This is a genomic window from Gordonia sp. VNK1, from assembly GCF_040049135.1.
Taxonomy (GTDB): Bacteria; Actinomycetota; Actinomycetes; order Mycobacteriales; family Mycobacteriaceae; genus Gordonia; species Gordonia oleivorans.
In genome coordinates this window covers 12,732-29,839 of record NZ_JBDZDJ010000037.1, presented here as the reverse complement: position 1 = coordinate 29,839, position 17,108 = coordinate 12,732, and the positions used below count along the sequence as shown (strand labels likewise).

17 protein-coding genes are annotated in these 17,108 nt (G+C 66.8%); 12 read left to right on the top strand and 5 right to left on the bottom strand.

Features of this window, described 5'->3' with window-relative positions:
* Window positions 1-876: 876 nt before the first annotated feature.
* Genes eutC through eat form a run of 3 tightly spaced genes read right to left on the bottom strand, consistent with a single transcriptional unit; the run spans window position 877 to window position 4,471 of the window.
* Window positions 877-1,650 carry an ethanolamine ammonia-lyase subunit EutC gene (eutC, locus tag ABLE94_RS25445; protein ID WP_348806422.1) on the bottom strand — a complete coding sequence of 258 codons (774 nt, stop codon included), beginning with the start codon at window positions 1,648-1,650 and terminating at the stop codon, window positions 877-879.
* Window positions 1,647-3,053: an ethanolamine ammonia-lyase subunit EutB gene (locus tag ABLE94_RS25440; protein ID WP_348810237.1), complete on the bottom strand. Its 1,407-nt coding sequence runs from the start codon at window positions 3,051-3,053 to the stop codon at window positions 1,647-1,649. Before ABLE94_RS25440 ends, eutC begins: the two co-directional genes overlap by 4 nt.
* Entirely contained in the window at window positions 3,050-4,471 is a 1,422-nt protein-coding gene (eat, locus tag ABLE94_RS25435; RefSeq protein WP_425476283.1) for an ethanolamine permease, read from the bottom strand. The genes ABLE94_RS25440 and eat overlap by 4 nt, the downstream gene beginning before the upstream one ends.
* Window positions 4,472-4,687: 216 nt before the next feature.
* Between eat and ABLE94_RS25430 the strand changes: the two genes are divergently transcribed.
* From ABLE94_RS25430 to ABLE94_RS25415, 4 genes are all read left to right on the top strand, one after another.
* Window positions 4,688-6,208 (top strand): APC family permease, encoded by a 1,521-nt coding sequence (locus tag ABLE94_RS25430; protein ID WP_348806425.1) that lies wholly within the window; start codon window positions 4,688-4,690, stop codon window positions 6,206-6,208.
* A 43-nt stretch (window positions 6,209-6,251) separates the two neighbouring features.
* A complete protein-coding gene (locus tag ABLE94_RS25425; protein WP_348806427.1) occupies window positions 6,252-6,995 on the top strand; it encodes an IclR family transcriptional regulator in 744 nt (247 codons plus the stop codon).
* 92 nt (window positions 6,996-7,087) lie between these two features.
* Window positions 7,088-7,756, top strand: coding sequence for a nitroreductase family protein (locus ABLE94_RS25420; protein WP_348810235.1), 669 nt, complete (start codon window positions 7,088-7,090; stop codon window positions 7,754-7,756).
* 138 nt (window positions 7,757-7,894) lie between these two features.
* Window positions 7,895-8,320 carry a nuclear transport factor 2 family protein gene (locus ABLE94_RS25415; protein ID WP_348810234.1) on the top strand — a complete coding sequence of 142 codons (426 nt, stop codon included), beginning with the start codon at window positions 7,895-7,897 and terminating at the stop codon, window positions 8,318-8,320.
* On the opposite strand, the gene ABLE94_RS25410 is transcribed toward ABLE94_RS25415, so the two are convergent.
* Complete coding sequence (locus tag ABLE94_RS25410; RefSeq protein ID WP_348810233.1) at window positions 8,306-10,087, bottom strand: glycoside hydrolase family 15 protein; 1,782 nt, start codon at window positions 10,085-10,087, stop codon at window positions 8,306-8,308. The two genes, ABLE94_RS25415 and ABLE94_RS25410, sit on opposite strands and share 15 nt — an antisense overlap.
* A 33-nt stretch (window positions 10,088-10,120) precedes the next feature.
* On the opposite strand from ABLE94_RS25410, the gene ABLE94_RS25405 reads away from it, so the two are divergent.
* The 8 genes from ABLE94_RS25405 (at window position 10,121) to ABLE94_RS25370 (ending at window position 16,390) form a co-directional block, all read left to right on the top strand.
* Complete coding sequence (locus ABLE94_RS25405; RefSeq protein WP_348810232.1) at window positions 10,121-11,479, top strand: glucose-6-phosphate dehydrogenase; 1,359 nt, start codon at window positions 10,121-10,123, stop codon at window positions 11,477-11,479.
* Window positions 11,464-11,940 (top strand): SRPBCC family protein, encoded by a 477-nt coding sequence (locus tag ABLE94_RS25400; protein WP_348810231.1) that lies wholly within the window; start codon window positions 11,464-11,466, stop codon window positions 11,938-11,940. Before ABLE94_RS25405 ends, ABLE94_RS25400 begins: the two co-directional genes overlap by 16 nt.
* An 11-nt stretch (window positions 11,941-11,951) precedes the next feature.
* On the top strand, window positions 11,952-12,332 hold the full coding sequence (locus ABLE94_RS25395) for a DUF427 domain-containing protein (RefSeq protein ID WP_348810230.1): 381 nt from the start codon (window positions 11,952-11,954) through the stop codon (window positions 12,330-12,332).
* A 254-nt stretch (window positions 12,333-12,586) separates the two neighbouring features.
* Window positions 12,587-13,099, top strand: a complete 513-nt coding sequence (locus ABLE94_RS25390; RefSeq protein ID WP_348810229.1) for a MarR family winged helix-turn-helix transcriptional regulator — start codon at window positions 12,587-12,589, stop codon at window positions 13,097-13,099.
* Entirely contained in the window at window positions 13,096-13,518 is a 423-nt protein-coding gene (locus tag ABLE94_RS25385; protein WP_348806437.1) for an organic hydroperoxide resistance protein, read from the top strand. The genes ABLE94_RS25390 and ABLE94_RS25385 overlap by 4 nt, the downstream gene beginning before the upstream one ends.
* Before the next feature lie 9 nt (window positions 13,519-13,527).
* Window positions 13,528-13,956: a DoxX family protein gene (locus tag ABLE94_RS25380; protein WP_348806438.1), complete on the top strand. Its 429-nt coding sequence runs from the start codon at window positions 13,528-13,530 to the stop codon at window positions 13,954-13,956.
* A gap of 25 nt (window positions 13,957-13,981) precedes the next feature.
* Window positions 13,982-15,424: a DHA2 family efflux MFS transporter permease subunit gene (locus ABLE94_RS25375; RefSeq protein WP_348810227.1), complete on the top strand. Its 1,443-nt coding sequence runs from the start codon at window positions 13,982-13,984 to the stop codon at window positions 15,422-15,424.
* Window positions 15,425-15,517: 93 nt separating this feature from the next.
* The gene (locus ABLE94_RS25370) at window positions 15,518-16,390 is read left to right on the top strand and encodes an SGNH/GDSL hydrolase family protein (RefSeq protein ID WP_348806440.1); all 873 of its coding nucleotides are present in this window, start codon (window positions 15,518-15,520) and stop codon (window positions 16,388-16,390) included.
* Between the two features lie 26 nt (window positions 16,391-16,416).
* Here the strand turns inward: ABLE94_RS25370 and ABLE94_RS25365 are convergent, their stop codons facing one another.
* Complete coding sequence (locus tag ABLE94_RS25365; protein ID WP_348806441.1) at window positions 16,417-17,091, bottom strand: FadR/GntR family transcriptional regulator; 675 nt, start codon at window positions 17,089-17,091, stop codon at window positions 16,417-16,419.
* Window positions 17,092-17,108 lie beyond the last annotated feature (17 nt).

Genomic DNA, 17,108 nt, shown 5'->3' with positions numbered 1-17,108 from the left:
CGGTCTCGACCCAGAACTCTCTCTCGAGGCCCAGCCGGTAAGAGTGCTCACCCAGTAGCAGCTACCACCACCAAGTCTGCCAACTCACGTCAACCAGACCCAGTAGTTCCCCCCATTAGCCGGGCGGAGCGATAGCCGCCGCGTTGAGCTCCGTCGAAACGGAGCCCGTGTCGAGACCTGGTGGGTTGGAACTGGGAGTTGCTGGGCGGGTTGCGTTGTCGGCTTACGAGGTCTCGATACGCGACGAGCTCGCTTCGCTCGCGCGGCGCACTCGACCGGCGGGGGTTCGGTCGGGCCGTTCATTCCGCAGGTCGAGCCGGCCTCTTCTGCCGGTGGGATCGCCAATTTCGCCGGTCGAGCCGGGCGGAGCGATAGCCGCCGCGTTGAGCTCCGTCGAAACGGAGCCCGTGTCGAGACCTGGTGGGTTGGGGCTGGGAGTTGTTGGGCGGGTTGCATTGTCGGCTTACGAGGTCTCGATACGCGACGAGCTCGCTTCGCTCGCGCGGCGCACTCGACCGGCGGGGGTTGCGGTGCGCTCGACTGGGCGGGGTACGCGACGAGCTCGCTTCGCTCGCGCGGCGCACTCGACCAGCGGGGGTTCGGTTGGGCCATTCGTTTCGCCGGTCGAGCCGGGCGGAGCGATAGCCGCCGCGTTGAGCTCCGTCGAAACGGAGCCCGTGTCGAGGCCCGGTGGGGTAGGGCTGGGAGTTGTTGGGCGGGTTGCGTTGTCGGCTTGCGTAGGTGGTCTCGATACGCGACGAGCTCGCTTCGCTCGCGCGGCGCACTCGACCAGCGGGAGTGGCGGTGCACTCGATCAGCGGGAGTGGCGGTGCACTCGACCAGCGGGAGTAGGGGCGCACTCGACCAGGGGGGTTGCTACTCCACCATCGGCATGGCGACCGACGTGTCCTTCAACGCGATTCCCGACGCACCCAGCTTGCGGGCTCCGTCGACGAGTGCCGCGACGATGCGCGCGGCCCCCGCGTAATCGAGGCCGTCGGGCGGGTGGATGTTGGAGATGCAATTGCGTTCGGAGTCACGGCGTCCCGGCTGTGGACCGTAGGTCAGGTAGATGCCCAGACTATCGGCCACCGACAGTCCGGGTCGTTCGCCGATGATGACGATCATGACCTCCACGCCCAGGGCCTCACCGATGTGGTCGCCCAGGGCGACACGTGCCTGGGTGGCGATTACCGGCGGTGCGACACTGCGTTCCGGCGACACCGCCTCGACGATCGCCGCTGCCAGGGCCACGCCGTGGTCGTCGATCGCGGTCGCCGACAGCCCGTCGGCCAGCACGATTCCGATATCTGCACCCGAATTCTGCACGGCGGCAGGGTCGTCGGGTACCCGACCCAGATCCGGGCGACGCAGATACTCCGCGCGGTCGGTTGCGCGGCTGGTCACCGTCACCGGCTCGCCGAGGCCCAGGCCGCGCAGGCCGTCGGTGATGGCGTCGGTGGACATGGGGGTGTGGACGGCATCGCGGGCCGCTGCATGATCGGACTGGAACCTCAGCACGTCCGAGGTGGACAGGGCGGAACCGCTGCGCTGCAAACCGATACGGGCCTGAGTGAGGCGACGCATCGGATCCCACGGATCGTCGCCGAACTCCCCGGACCGGTCGACGGGGGCGTTGCCGGTGCTCATGACGCCGCCAATCCACGCAGGGGAGTGGATGCCGGATCGAGCGGTACGACGCGACCATGGTTGTCGGCCATGCCGATTCGCTGCATCCACGCCTCGAACTCCGGCGCGGCACGCAGTCCCATCACCTCACGCAGGTACAGCACGTCGTGGAAGGACAGGCTCTGGTAGCCGAGCATGATGTCGTCGGCACCGGGGACGGTGATGACGAAGGAGACCCCGGCCAACCCGAGGAGGCTGAGCAGTGTGTCCATGTCGTTCTGGTCGGCTTCGGCGTGATTGGTGTAGCAGACGTCGACACCCATCGGCAGCCCGAGGAGCTTGCCGCAGAAGTGATCCTCGAGTCCCGCGCGGATGATCTGCTTGCCGTCGAACAGGTACTCGGGGCCGATGAACCCGACGACGGTGTTCACCAGCAACGGGTCGAGCGCACGCGCCACCGCGTAGGCACGGGTCTCCAGGGTCTGCTGATCCACCGGACGACCACCCGTTCCCAGATGTGCGCCCGCCGACAACGCCGACCCCTGTCCCGTCTCGAGATACATGACGTTGTCGCCGACGGTGCCCCGCTTCAGCGATCGCCCGGCCTCGTTGGCCTCGGTCAGGATCGCCAGGTCGACGCCGAAACCCCGGTTGGCGCCTTCGGTTCCGGCGATCGACTGGAACACCAGGTCGACGGGTGCGCCGTCCTCGATGAGTCCGATGGTGGTGGTGACGTGGGAGAGGACACACGACTGCATCGGGATCTCGAAGCGGGTGCGCACCTCGTCGAGCAACTCCAGCAACGTCGAGGTGGCCTGCGGTGAGTCGGTGGCCGGGTTGATCCCGACGACGGCGTCACCGCTGCCGAGGAGAAGTCCGTCGAGCATGCCCGCGGCGATTCCGCGCGGATCGTCGGTGGGATGATTCGGCTGCAGGCGAGTGGCCAGGCGCCCCGGCAATCCGATCGTGGTGCGAAACGCTGAGGTGACCTCGATCCGTTTGCTGACCGCGATCAGATCCTGATTGCGCATCAGCTTACTGACGGCCGCAACCATTTCCGGGGTCACGCCGGGGGACACCGCGCGCAGTCGTTCGGCGCCGCCGGGCGCGGTGACCTGCTCGAGCAGCCAGTCCCGGAATCCGCCGACGGTCAGATCCGACACCGCTGCGAACGCCGCACGGTCGTGGGTGTCGATGATCAGCCGGGTGATCTCGTCGGACTCGTAGGGGACCACCATCTCCTCGAGGAAGGTGGTCAACGGAAGGTCGGCGAGCACCCATGCGGCGGCGGCACGTTCGGCATCGGATTCGGCTGCGCAGCCGGCCAACTCGTCGCCGGAGCGGGCCGGTGTGGCCTTGGCCATCACCTCGACGAGGTCGGCGAACTGATGGGTGTGCCCGCGCACGGTGTGGCTGTAGGTCACGAGAGTCCCTCTTCGGCGTCGGCAATGGCCTCGAACTCTTCGTCGGCGCTGGCGAAGACCAGCCGCTTGCGGCTGTACAAGCCAAAGTAGCCCATGAACAGTGCGAACACGATGAGACAGCCGGTGGCGGCGGTGATGTCGACGAGGAAGGTGGCGACCACCGCGGCGAGGGCGATGACAAGGGCGAACGACGTGGTGACGATGCCGCCGGGGGTGCGGTACGGCCGCGGCATGTCGGGTTCGCGGACACGCAGCACGATGTGGCTGATCATCATCAGCACGTAGCTCAGCGCGGCACCGAAGACGGCCATGTTGAGTAGCATCGCACCCTCACCGGTCAGTGACAGAACGAAACCGATGACACCGGGAACGATCAGGGCAAGGGTGGGCGACTTGCGAGAGTTGGTCACCGACAACGACTTCGGCAGGTAGCCCGCCCGGGACAGGGCGAACAGCTGACGGGAGTAGGCGTAGATGATGGAGAAGAAGCTCGCGATGAGGCCGGCCAGGCCGATGTAGTTGACCACGGTGTGCGCGACGCCGCCGCCCAGCGCCTCGACCAGCGGATTACCCGAATCCTGCATGGCGTCGGCGCCGCCGGCACCGGAGACCAGGAACAGCACCAGCGCGCACGTGAACATCAGCGCGCACATCGCGGCGATGATGCCGCGCGGCACGTTGCGGGCCGGATCCTTGGCCTCCTCGGCGGCCAACGGGACACCCTCGACGGCGAGGAAGAACCAGATCGCGAACGGGATCGCCGACCAGATGCCGAGGTAGCCGTGCGGCAGGAACGCGCTCGCACCGGCGGCGTCGGTGGGGGCGATGTCGGTGAGGTTGGCCCAGGAGAAGTCGCCGATCGCGACGACCGCGAAGATCAGCAGACCCAGCAACGCGATCGCGGTGATCACGAACATCACCTTGAGGGCCTCGCCGACGCCGGCGAGGTGGATACCGATGAACAGCACATAGGCCGCGAGGTAGACCCACCATCCGTCGGTGATGCCGAACAGGTGCAGCGACTCGACATAGGAACCGATGAACGTCGCGATGGCGGCCGGGGCGATGGCGTACTCGATGAGAACGGCGGTGCCGGTCGCCATGCCGCCCCACGGCCCCAGCGCGCGGCGGGCGAAGGTGTATCCGCCGCCCGCGGCGGGCAGTGCCGAACTCATCTCGGCCATACCGAGCACCATGGCCAGATACATCGCGGCGATGATGACCGCGGCGATGGCCAGACCGCCGAAACCGCCCTCACCGAGGCCGAAGTTCCACCCGGAGTAGTCGCCGCTGATGACGTAGCTGACGCCGAGCCCGGCGAGCAGCACCCATCCGGCGGTACCGGTCTTCAGGCGACGTTTGTCCAGGTAATCGGTGGTCGCCGCGGCGGTGTCGCGGGCGGACTCGGTCATGCTCATTGCAGCGATCTCTCTCAGTTGGTCGAGCGCGAGAGCGTCGTCGCCTCTCGCAGGGGGATGAACGAGGACCGACGCTACGGGCTGTGTGTCACATCACAGTGGCGTCGAGGTAAGGCCGGTTGAGAATGCCGGGCCGAAAGATTCTCAGGCCGGTTAACACGGATGAAACACAAAAGCGATGCGCGGACATCTGCGCTCGGTCACCGTGGAGACGCCATGTCCTCCACGCCGCAGTCCTCCACTCCGCAGTCCTCCACGCCGCAGCCGCACCGTGAGTCGCCCACTCGCGAGACGCCACTGGTCTCCGACGAGTCCCCGGTCCGGGGACTGACCCGCAGGCAACTCCCATTCGTACCCGTCTTCGCCCAGTCGGTCGCGGCCATCGCCCCGGCCGGTACGTCGGCGGTCACCCCGTTGTTCGTCATCGCCGCCATCAGCGGGACCGGCGGAGTGGTGTCGTTTCTCGTCGCGATGGTGGTCATCGTCGCGGTCGCCTGCTGCATCCGACCGATGGCGCAGCGACTCGCCGTCGTCGGTGGCCTGTACTCCTACGTCGCCCAGGGCTTCGGCCCGCGGGTGGCGTTGCCGACGGCGTGGTCGGCGATCGTCGGCTACGGCTCGGTGAGTATGGCCGGACTGCTGGCGGTCGGTCTGTATCTCAACCACATCGCGGTGAGTGTCGGGGCGTCGACCAGCGTGTCGTTGATCGCGATGTGTCTCATCGTGATCGGCGCGGCCGTGGTGATGGCCCTGCTCATGGTGCGGGGCGTCAAGGTGTCGGCCGCGGCCATTCTCGCCGTCGAGGTGGTTGCCGTGGTGATCATGGTGGCGCTGATGATCTGGCTGGGCGCCTCCCATCGTGACGCGTCGTGGTCGCAGGTGTTCACCCCGCACCTTGACGTCGGGTCGATGGGGTTGAACATCGTTGTGGCCGTGAGTGCTTTCGTGGGATTCGAATCGGCGACGACGCTGTCGGCGGAGGCGCGCAGGCCGTTTCGGACGGTACCCCGCACGGTCCTGTGGACCCCGATCGCCGCGGGCGTGATCTACCTGTTGGCGGTGGTGTCGCAGTCGGTGGCGATGTTCGTTGCGCCACAACAGGTCCGCGACTCGCCGACTCCGCTGGCCGCGCTGTTCCTGGCCGATGGAACCCGGGTGGCGTCGGTGGTCCTCGACATCGGCATCGCGACGTCGTTCTTCGCGTGCGCGCTGGCGTCGGTGAATGCGCTTGTGCGGGTGCTGTTCACGCTGGGACGTGAGCGGGTGGTGCCGCAAGCGTTCGGTCGGGCGCATCCGCGGTTTCACACGCCGGCGGTCGCGACGATCGTGGCGATGGTGGTGATCGTCGCGGGGCCGTTGGTGTTCCTGTGGTGCGGCGGTGATCCGCAGACCGGCATCCGCGACTTCCTGACCCTCTCGGCGCTGGGATACCTGGGCAGTTACCTCACCGCCTGCCTGGCAGCGCCCGCACTGTTGCGCCGGATCGGCGAACCGAGTCGGGTCATCGCGGTGCTCGGTGCGGTGACCGCCCTGGTCATCGCCGTGCTGCTGATCACAGGGCTGACCACCGACGTCGAACACGGACGCATCCTGTGCGGGATCTACGTCGGATCGATGCTGCTGGCCATCGGTCTGGTCGCGGTGGTCGCGGCCCGCGCACCGCACCGATTCGGTGGCGTGGGCGTGTTCGACGCGACCAGCCGCGACGACGTCCTCACGATGGCGACGCTGCGATGACGTGTCGCGGCGACGCGTGCCGACGCGGTGCGGTGGGTGCGCGATGGCGTTAGGACGCTCGGACTCGGTGTCGCGTGCATTGCAGATCATCGAGACGGTGGCCGATCTCGGGATCGGCACCACCGGCCAGGAGATCGCCGAGCATCTGGGGTTGCCGCCGGCCAGCACGTACCGGCTGCTCAACAACCTTGTCGCCGATGAATTCCTGGTCCGCACAGCCGATTTGCGTGGCTTCGCGTTGGGTACCCGGCTGTCGTCGTTGGTGAGTGCGGTGATCCCACCGCCGGTCCCGGCGCGGGCCCGTCAGCTGATCGACGATTTTCGTGGGTCGGTGCGTTTCGCGGTTCACCTGATCTACTTCCGGCCCACCGGCACGTCGGGGACGACACTGCGGGTCCTCGATCCCGACCCGGATCATCCGCTGACCGGAGTCGGCGAGTTGATGCGGTATCCGCACGCGTCGGCGGCCGGCAAACTCATGTTGGCGTCGATGTCGCAGTGGCGGGAGGTCGTCGGCACCACCCTCACGCCCCTCACCCCCGCCACTATCGTCGACCTCGCACACTTGAACGAGGAGATCGCCACGGTCCGACGTACCGACGTGGCGGTCGACGACGGTGAGCTCGTGCCCGAGCATGCGCATGTCGCGGTCCCGATCCTCGACATCGACGGTGACGTGCGCGGTGCGGTGATGATCGGCGGAGTGTCGAGCCGGCTCGAGGCCATCCGGTCGCTGGCCGGCGGTGCCGCCGGACTCGCGAGCGCACTCGGGCCGCTGCTGTACTGACCCGACAGCTGCGGCGGGCGCAGGCATGGTTGCATGGGGGTGCAGGGTTCATCGGGGGCCGGCCACGAGGCACCACCAGCAGGAGCGAGTCCATGGATTTCGACGAGGTCATCCGCACCACCTTCGCCGCGCGCAGGTACACCGACGATCCGCTCCCCGACGAGACCCTCTGGCGCATCCTCGACACGGCACGCTTCGCTCCGAGCGGCGGAAACCGCCAGGGCGCCCACGTGATCGTCGTCCGCGACGACGCGACCAAGCGTGCGCTGGCCGATCTGAGCAAGCCGGGCGCCCGCCGCTACCTCGCGCAGAAATCGATCGGCGAGAAGCCGTGGAACCCGGTGCATCCCACCGCGATCACCGACGACGATCTGCGCAATGTGGACGACGCCGTCGACGGTTTCGTCGCCCCGCTCGTCCACGCGCAGGTGTTGCTCGTGGTGACCGTCGATCTCGGCGTGGTGGCCGCGATGGATCAGGACCTGGACCGGATCGGCGTCGTCAGCGGTGCATCGATCTATCCGCTGGTGTGGAACATCCTGACCACCGCCCGATCCGAGGGATTCGGCGGCACCATCACCTCGATGGCCGTCGCCGAAGAACCCGCCGTGCGTGAACTCCTCGGCATCCCCGACCAGTTCGCCCTCGCCGCCGTGATCCCGCTGGGCAAACCCGTCAAACAACTCACCAGGCTGCGGCGAGAAGCGGTCGAGGAGTTCGTGACGCGAGAACGATTCGACGGTCCGGCGTTCGCCCCATGACCCGTCGAGTGGGCGCTGTTTCGCGTCGAGTGTGCGCGGTACTCAGTCGAGTGGGCGGACGTCTACATGCACGAGGCAGCCCACGGCGAGAATCCCCCCGTGCGGCCCACGATCGGGAGGTAGGTAGCGTCGGTGTGCGTGGATGCGCAACAGGCGACCGACACCCTCGAGATCCAACACCTTCTCACCGAGTACTGTCGCGCGGTCGACACCCGTGACTGGGATCGGTACCGCCGCGTGTTCACCGACGACGCCGTCATCGACTACCGCTCCTCACCGTTCGGGATCGTCGGCACTGTCGACGAGGTCATCGCCTGGTTGGAGCCGGGTCTGTCGTCGTTGACGATGACCATGCATTACGTGATGAACCTCGACATCGCGGTCGACGGCGACTCAGCGACCGTGATCGCACAGTTCTACAACCCGATGCAGATCCCCGGATTCGACGAGTTGAGTACCTGCGGCGGGTACTACCACCACACCATGACCCGCACCGCCGACGGCTGGCGCAGCACCGGCATGCGGGAGGAGATCGTCTGGTTCGTCAACTCACCCGTCGGCTGAGGTGCCGGCCAACGCATCCGCGGCACGCACAAAAGCCAAGTGTGACAACGCCTGCGGGATGTTCCCGGTCTGACGTCGGGCATCGGTGTCGTACTCCTCGGAGAACAGTCCGACGTCGTTGGCGGTCGCGCAGGCGCGTTTCATGAGATCGTGCGCGTCCTCGATGCGTCCACTGCGGGCATACTGTTCGACCAGCCAGAAGGTACACGCCATGAAAGGGTGTTCGCCACCGTCGATTCCGTCGACGCCGGCGTCGGTGCGATACCGCGTGACCAGGCCACCGACCATAAGTGTCTGCTCAATGCGCTTGACGGTGGCCAATATTCGCCGGTCGTCCGGTTCGCAGAATCCCACCTGTGGAAGTTGCAGGAGGGCGGCGTCGACCTCGGTGGTTCCCTCGTACTGCACGAAGGCGCCGGTGTCGGGGTCGACCAGGGTGGTGTCGATCTCGTGAGCAACCTTGTCGCGCAACCGCTCCCACCGATCCAGTGGCCCCTCGAGGCCGTGGGCCCGGATCGCGCGCACGCCACGGTCGAGGGCCGCCCACACCATCGCCCGGGAGTGGGTGAAACGTCGTGCCTCGCCACGCATCTCCCAGATGCCCTGATCGAGACGATCGATGTTCGCCTCGACCTGGTACAGCAATTCTCGCTGCAGCGACCACGACATCGACGTCTCCTCGAGCCCGGAGTCGCGAGCCGATTCCAGGGCCACCAGGACCTCGCCGATGGTGTCGGCCTGATACTGAGACACCGCCGCGTTGCCGATGCGGACCGGCGACGACCCCTCGTAGCCGGGGAGGTGGGTGAGCTCGCGCTCGGGCAGATCTCGTTCTCCGGCAATGCCGTACATGATCTGCAGCTGTGTCGGGTCGCCGGCGATCGCACGCATCAACCACTTCCGCCAATGCTCGGCCACGTGCAGGAAGCCGTGGCACACCAGGACATCGAGGGTGAGGGCTGCATCGCGCAGCCACACGTAGCGGTAATCCCAGTTGCGGCCGCCGCCGATCTGTTCGGGCAGGGACGTCGTGGCCGCGGCGACGATGCCACCGGTGTCGAGGTTGCTGAGGGCACGCAGCACGACGAGCGAGCGCACCACCTGGTCCCGGTAGGGGCCGTCGTGGTCGATCCGTCCCGCCCAGTGCGACCACCACTCGCGGGTCTCACGCAGCGCGGCGTCGACGTCGAGTGGGTCCGGATCCGGGCGGTAGGAACGTTGCCAGGTCATCACCAGGTCGTCGGTACTGCCCGGGCGGGTGGTGAGGGTCCCGCGGTGCACGTGGTCCTCGGCGTGCAGCGCGACGCCGCGCACGACGACGGCATCCGGGCCGGCGATGCCGCGTAGTGCGGGCTCGTCGTCGTCGCCGGCCTGCAACACCCACGGGACGGTGCGCGCGTAGTCGAACCGCATCCGCAGTTCGGTGCCGAATTCCACACTCCCCTCGACACCGACGACGCGACGAATCACGTCGACCCTTTCACCGTCGATCGGCATGAACTCGCAGACCTCAGCGATCCCGCCGGTCGTCTCCCACCGCGTCACCAGGATCATGGAGTCACCGTCGTAGCGTCGGGTGGCGCGCGCGTCGCGATCGGTCGGTGCCAGCCGCCAGGAGCCGTGCTCCTGGGTGCCGAGTAGTGCACCGAAGATCGACGGCGAATCGTAACGGGGAACCGACAGCCAATCGATGTCACCGCCGATCGAGATGAGCGCGGCGGTCCGGCAGTCCCCGACAAGTGCGTAGTCTTCGATGTAGGCGGCCATGATTCGATTCTGCCCTCCGACGAAGGAGTAGATATGACGGCAACGACCCTGATCATCTTCGGCGCCACCGGTGACCTCACAAAACGCCTGCTGCTGCCCGCGCTCGGGCAGCTTCTCGATCGTGAGCCGGACCGCGAGGTCCACCTGATCGGTGTGGGCCGCTCCGAACGGCCCGACGACCAATGGCGCGCGGAGGTGCGTGAGGCGTTCGGTGACGATGCCGGACCCACCTCACGTAAACTCGCCGACGAAACCGTCTATCGGCAAGGCGATTTGACCAAATCGGACGATCTGTCCGGATTGCTCGACGAGGCCAAGGGTCGCCCGGTGCTCTACTTCGCGGTACCGCCCGCGGTGACGCAACGGTCGTGTGAGGCGTTGCGGGACGTCGACATTCCCGACGGCACCATCCTGGCACCCGAAAAGCCCTTCGGCACCGACGAAGACAGTGCCCGCAAGCTCAATGCCCTGCTCACCGAACTCGTTCCGGAAGAGCAGGTGTTCCGCGTCGATCACTTCCTCGGTCAGTCGGTCCTCCTCGATCTCCTGAGTATTCGGTTCGCCAACAGGCTGTTCGAGCCGGTGTGGTCGGCGGACAGTATCGAGTCGGTGGTCATTCGGTACGACGAGAGCATCGGATTAGAGGGGCGCGCCGACTTCTACGAGAAGGAAGGTGCGTTGCGGGACATGGTGCAAAGCCACCTGCTGCAGTTGCTCGCGGTGGTCGCCATGGATCCGCCCGCCTCGCTGGCAGAACGCGACCTGCGTGACGCGACCGGTGCGGCGTTGCGCGCCACGCACATCTGGGACGACGACCCGGTGGCGTCCTCGCGTCGTGCCCGCTACACCGCGGGCGAGTCGGGCGGAGAGTCGATGCCGTCGTACGTCGACGAGGACGGTGTCGATCCCGCACGGAACACCGAGACCCTGGCCGAGGTGACACTCGGGGTGAGATCGGCTCGCTGGCAGGGAGTTCCCTTCACGCTGCGATCCGGCAAGGCGCTCGAAGCGGACAAGGAGATCGCGTTGACGTTCCGCCCACTGCGCCACATCCCCGCACAGTTCGGCACCGATGTGGCGCCCAACGTGGTGCGGCTGCGTCTCGGACCGGACGCCATGTCGGTCCAACTGAATGTCCACGACGGTGCCGATCCGTTCACCCTCAAGACCATCGACTTCGACACCGACCTCGGCAGCGGATCGGTCCGCGCCTACGCCGAGGTGTTGTCCGGCATCCTCGACGGTGACGCCACACTCGCCGTCCGTGGTGACGCGGCCGAACAGTGTTGGCGCATCATACAACCCGTCATCGACGCCTGGGAAGCCGACAAGGTCGCGATGGATGAGTATCCGGCGGGCAGCACCGGACCGGCGGGATGGCCGTCGTTGTGACCGCCCGATCGCAGATCGCCTCGGTGCGTGTGGATATCGATGCGCCCGTCGACGTGGCGTTCGGCTATCTCACCGATCCTGACCACAGACCCGAGTGGCAATCGAGCCTGTCACGCATCGACGACGTGGTCGCGATGGGTTCGCGTCCTGGTGATGTGGGGAGCAGTTGGCGTGACATCACCCGGGTTCCGCTGGTCCGCCCGGCGATGGAGGTGGTCACCAACGAACCCTGCCGTCGCTGGGCGGAAATCGGCCGTTGGGGACCCGTCGACGCCGAACTCGTCCTCGAATTCGCTTCTCCCGCTGAAGATCGCACCAGTGTCACGGCCACGGCGGTGATGACCGTACCGACCGTCGCGGCACCAACACTTTACGTTCTGCGTCTGATCACCCCCGCGGCATTGCGCAGCGATCTGAAAAGGGCTGCTGCTCTGCTGAAGTCACGAACCACCACCCCATAGCGAGGAACCTCATGTCCGACCGACCGCACCTCACACCCGACGCCACCCATCCGATCACCGTCGAACCGACCCCGGGGCGGGTGCGGGTGTGGCTGGGCGACACCCTGATCGCCGACACCACCCGTGCCCAGACCCTGCGTGAATCAACCTATCCGGCAGTGCAATATGTACCACGCGCCGACGTGGTCGCCGAAGTGCTGACCGGCAGTGACCTCTCGACCTACTGCCCTTACAAGGGAGACGCCGGCTATCACGGCCTGCGTGATGCGACGGGAACCGTGCTGGCCGACAACGCATGGTTCTACGCCACGCCGTATGCGGCCGTCGCCGACATCGCCGATCATCTGGCCTTCTATCCCGACGCGGTGCGGATCGAGATATCGGCAGGTTGAGGCCCGGTGGGTGGATGCGGTTCCTCGCGTGGGGTTGTCGGCTTTCGGTGGTCTCGACTCGGCGCTCGCCCTGGGGGCTCGCACCGGCTCGACCGACGGGTGTGACGACTACCCGCTGGTCGAGGCCCGTGTCTGCCGGGCCGAGCTTGGAGAGGTCGAGGCCACCTTCGTAGGTGATAGCCGATGCCGGACCGCCAACCTTGTGCCACACAACTAGGTTGTGCAACATATAAATGACGTCTACAGTCGATGACGTGAACAGCCCACGCCTCGATGACCAGTTGTGTTTCGCGTTGTATGCGGCCTCGCGGGCCGTGATCGCTGCCCAACGCCCTGGCCTGCGAGAACTGGGACTCACGTATCCGCAGTACCTGGTGATGATGGTGCTGTGGGAGCAACGATCGGTTCCCATCGGCGGATTGTGTGAACGACTGCACCTGGATTCGGGGACGGTGTCGCCCTTGGTGCGCCGCCTCGAGTCGGCGGGTCTCGTGCGTCGTCGTCGCTCGCCGGAGGACGAACGGTCCGTCATCGTCGAACTGACCGACGAGGGCGCGGCGATCTCGGATCGCTCGGATTGCGTCACCGCTGCGCTCGCCGATTCCGTCGAGGCGTTGACCGCGGACGGTCACGAACCCTCGGTGACGGCCGACGACCTCGGTCCCCTCAAGGCAGTCCTGCACAACCTCGTCGACGAACTCGATCGACTCAATTCCGTTCAGACACAACGAGAACAATCACAACGGCAACAAGGAGAATCCGCATGAGTCACCTCTACACCGCCGAAGCACTGGCCACCGGCGACGGACGTAACGGACACGGACGCACCTCGGACGGACGCGTCGACGTCGACCTGGCCACGCCCAAGGAACTCGGTGGCACCGGTGAGGGCACCAACCCCGAGCAGCTGTTCGCCGTGGGATACGCGGCCTGCTTCCACAGTGCACTCCGGGTGGTTGCGCGTGCCGAGAAGGCCGACGTGACCGATTCTGCTGTCGGCGCACGGGTCTCGTTGGACTCCGACGCGGAAGGGCGTTTCGGCATCGCGGTCGACCTGGAGATCACGCTACCCGCCGTCGACAAGGCCACCGCGCAGGAACTGGCGGAGAAGGCGCATCAGGTGTGCCCGTACTCCAACGCGACTCGCGGCAATGTCGATGTCACCCTGACGATTTCCGAGGACTGAGGGCCAACCATGTCACTTGCATCGCTTGCGCCGACCACGACGCCCCAATCCCGAGGGCGAGCCGCAGCCCGCATCGCGCTCGGAGCGGTCCTCGCACTGGCCGGCATCGGGCACATGACATTTCAGCGTGACGAGTTCCAGGCCCAGGTCCCCGACTGGGTGCCGGTGGGCAAGGACTTCACGGTCCTCGCCTCCGGGGTCGTGGAGATCAGCCTCGGCGCGGCACTGATCGCACTGCCACGGCATCGCCGCATCGTCGCGGGAATCGCCGCACTGTTCTTCATCGCGGTGTTCCCCGGCAACATCCATCAGTACGTCGCCCACATCGACGCCTTCGGACTCGACTCCGATACCAAACGACTGGTGCGGTTGTTCGGTCAGCCCGTGCTCGTCCTGTGGGCCCTCGCGGCAGGCAGCGACGGAAAAACGAAGAGCTGAACGCGATCACGACTGCATTCCCCACATGACCACCCCGATCTCGAGCGCGCGAGGACGTTGGCTGATCGCCGCGTCGGTGCTCGGATCGGGTGTGGCATTTCTCGACGGCACCGTCGTCAACGTTGCCCTGCCGGCGATCTCGCGCGACCTCGACACCGGACTGCAGGGCCAGCAGTGGGTACTCGACGGCTACCTGCTGACCCTCGGCGCCCTTCTGCTGATCGGCGGGGTCGCCGGGGATCGGTACGGCCGCCGCCGCGTGTTCGTCGGTGGACTGGTGCTGTTCGCCCTGGCATCGATCGGATGCGGATGCGCCCCGACCATCGGCTGGCTGGTGGCGGCCAGGCTCGTCCAGGGAATTGCCGCGGCCGCAGTGGTGCCGGGCAGCCTGGCACTGATCAATGCCGGCATCGACGAAGACGATCGTGGCCGGGCGGTCGGCCTCTGGGCCGGGATGTCCGGAGCAACAAGTGCATTGGGACCGTTCGTCGGAGGCTGGCTGGTCGACGCGGTGTCGTGGCGGTGGGTCTTCCTGCTCAGTGTTCCGCTCGCTGCCGGAGCGATACTGATTGCGCTGAAACACATCCCGGAGTCCCGCGATGGATCGGCAACCGGCCGGCTGGATCTCGCGGGCGCACTGGCGATGACCATCGGACTGGCCGGGGTGATCTATGCCCTGATCGAGGGTCCGGCACGCGGCTGGGGGACCGGTACGATCGTCGCCGCCGCGATCGGAACCCTCAGTCTCTGCGGGTTCCTCATCGTCGAAAACCGGGTGCGCACACCATTGTTGCCGCTTGAGCTGTTCCGGTCCCGCCAGTTCTCCGGGGCGAACCTCACCACCCTGCTGGTGTACGCGGCCCTCGGTGGGGCGCTGTTCCTGCTGGCGTTGCAATTACAACAGAGCATGGGGTACTCGGCCCTCGAGGCCGGAGCCGCGATGTTCCCGGGCACGGTCATCATGCTGTTCGGGTCGCCCGCCGCGGGCGCCATCGCCCAGCGCACCGGCCCACGGATACCGATGACGATCGGCCCCGTGATCGCCGCCGTCGGCTTGGGTCTGATGGCCAGAGTCGTTCCCGGACAGCACTATCTGACGTCGGCCTTTCCCGCCGTGGTGCTCTTCGGGATCGGTATGACGGTCACCGTGGCCCCGTTGACCGCCGTGGCGCTGGGCGCGGTCGACGATGCACACGCCGGTACCGCGGCGGGCGTCAACAACGCCGTGGCCCGCATCGCGGGCCTGCTGGCGGTCGCGGTCCTTCCAGCCGTCGCCGGGATCACGGCCGGACCGGGTGAACCGCTGGGTGACGGATTCGGCGTCGCGATGCTGATCGCGTCCGCCATGTGCGCGGTGGGTGGACTCGTCTCGGCGCTCACAATCTCTTCCGGAGCAGGGTTTCGTCCCCAGGTGATCCCGGCGGTCAACAGCGCCTGCCAGGACCCGGCCACCCGACGTCCCGTCTGATCTCTTCGCCGGTCCCAACGGTCGAGTCGTCGGCTACCTGCAGGGATGCTAATCTCATCGCCGGTCGTCGGGGCTGATCTCGGGTAGGTGGACATGCTCCGTGACGTCTTCGTGTGGCGTCGTGCCGTTTTCGTGCTCATCGTCGGTCTGTCGGCGCTGACATCGGTCATGACGCTCGCCCCGGCGGGCGCTGCCCCTGCTGCCGCCTCGGCGTACTATGTGGCGCTGGGTGATTCGCGTGCGACCGTTGCCTCCTGGACCGCACCGTTCGTCGACGGATGTGGTCGCGGCCCGGACTCCTACCCGCTGCTCGCTGCGACGACACTGGGCGTCTCGGTGACCACGCGGGCCTGCGGCGGCGCGACCACTGCCAACGTGACCACCACACCGCAACTCACCCTCCACGGCTTCATGCGCCCGCAGATCGAGGCGCTGCCGGCACAGACACGGGTGGTGACCCTGTCGATCGGCGGCAATGACATCGGCTGGTGGGGGCTGATCTCCCCGTGCTTCGCACCGATCTTCGGCATGGACGCACGATGCCGAACGAACACGTCGATGGCCTCGACCATCGACACCGCACTGGACGGACTGGCACCGAAGATGGACACGACGTTGCGCGCGGTGCACGCCAAGGCCCCATCGGCCCGGGTGCTCGTCGTCGGACACGGCGGCTACTACGGGGCGAAAGGCTGTCCTGGACAAGCGAACATCAGCGACGCCGATGTTCCCGTCGTGACCCGGTTCTTCGACCGGTTCAACGATGTGCTCCGATCCGCGGCCGCCAGATCGGGCGCGGAGTTCGTCGACATCGCCACACCCGCCCGGGGACACGACGCGTGCGCCCCCGACGCCCTGCGATGGTTCCAGGGCAACAGTGACGCGCTCACGGTTCAGGCCCGTCACCCCACCCCGCTGGGTCGGCGGGCCATGGCCGACATCGTGGCGTCCGCCATCGGAAGGTGACGGGGCCCAAGCGCGACGGTCCGCCCTCAATCCCGCTTTCCGAGTTGGTCTGCGAGGCCCAAAAGGTGTATGCGAGTGAGAGCTTCGGCAGTTTCCGGATCACGGTCCAAGACGGCTGCCACCAATCTCTCGTGATCTGATGTGTCGTGATCGTCGAGGTCCATCAACGTGAGCATGTCGGTCATGGCGGTGATCAGGCGCGGTCGCAGACTGTCGAACAGCGCGATCAACAACGGGCTGTGCGACGCCTGAACCATTCGCCGGTGCAGTCGGATGTCGGCCGTCGCAAGTGCTTCGGGCCCGGAGCCGGCGACATCGTTGCGGGCGTTGAGGGCCTCCCGAATCGCGGTCGCATCTTCGCTGTCGTGGGCGAGGGCTGCCAGTGCGGCAGCCCGCGACTCGATGGCGATGCGGACCTGCAAGACGTCGCCGATCTCGGCGATCTGCGCGAGCTGATCCCATGGCTCGGCCGGTTCTGCGGCGGCGAGAAACACGCCGACACCTTGTTTGGTGACCAACACGCCGCGAGCAGCCAACCGGCGGATCGCCTCGCGTATCGTCGAGCGGCCCACCGAGAGTTCGCTCGCGAGTGCCACTTCACCGGGAAGTTGCTCACCGATCGCCCAACGTCCGTCGCGGATGTCGTCGAGCAATGCCCGGGCCGCCCGCTCCGACAGCGGCACCCGTGTGAGTGCTTCCATTTCTCCCGTTTCCCGCA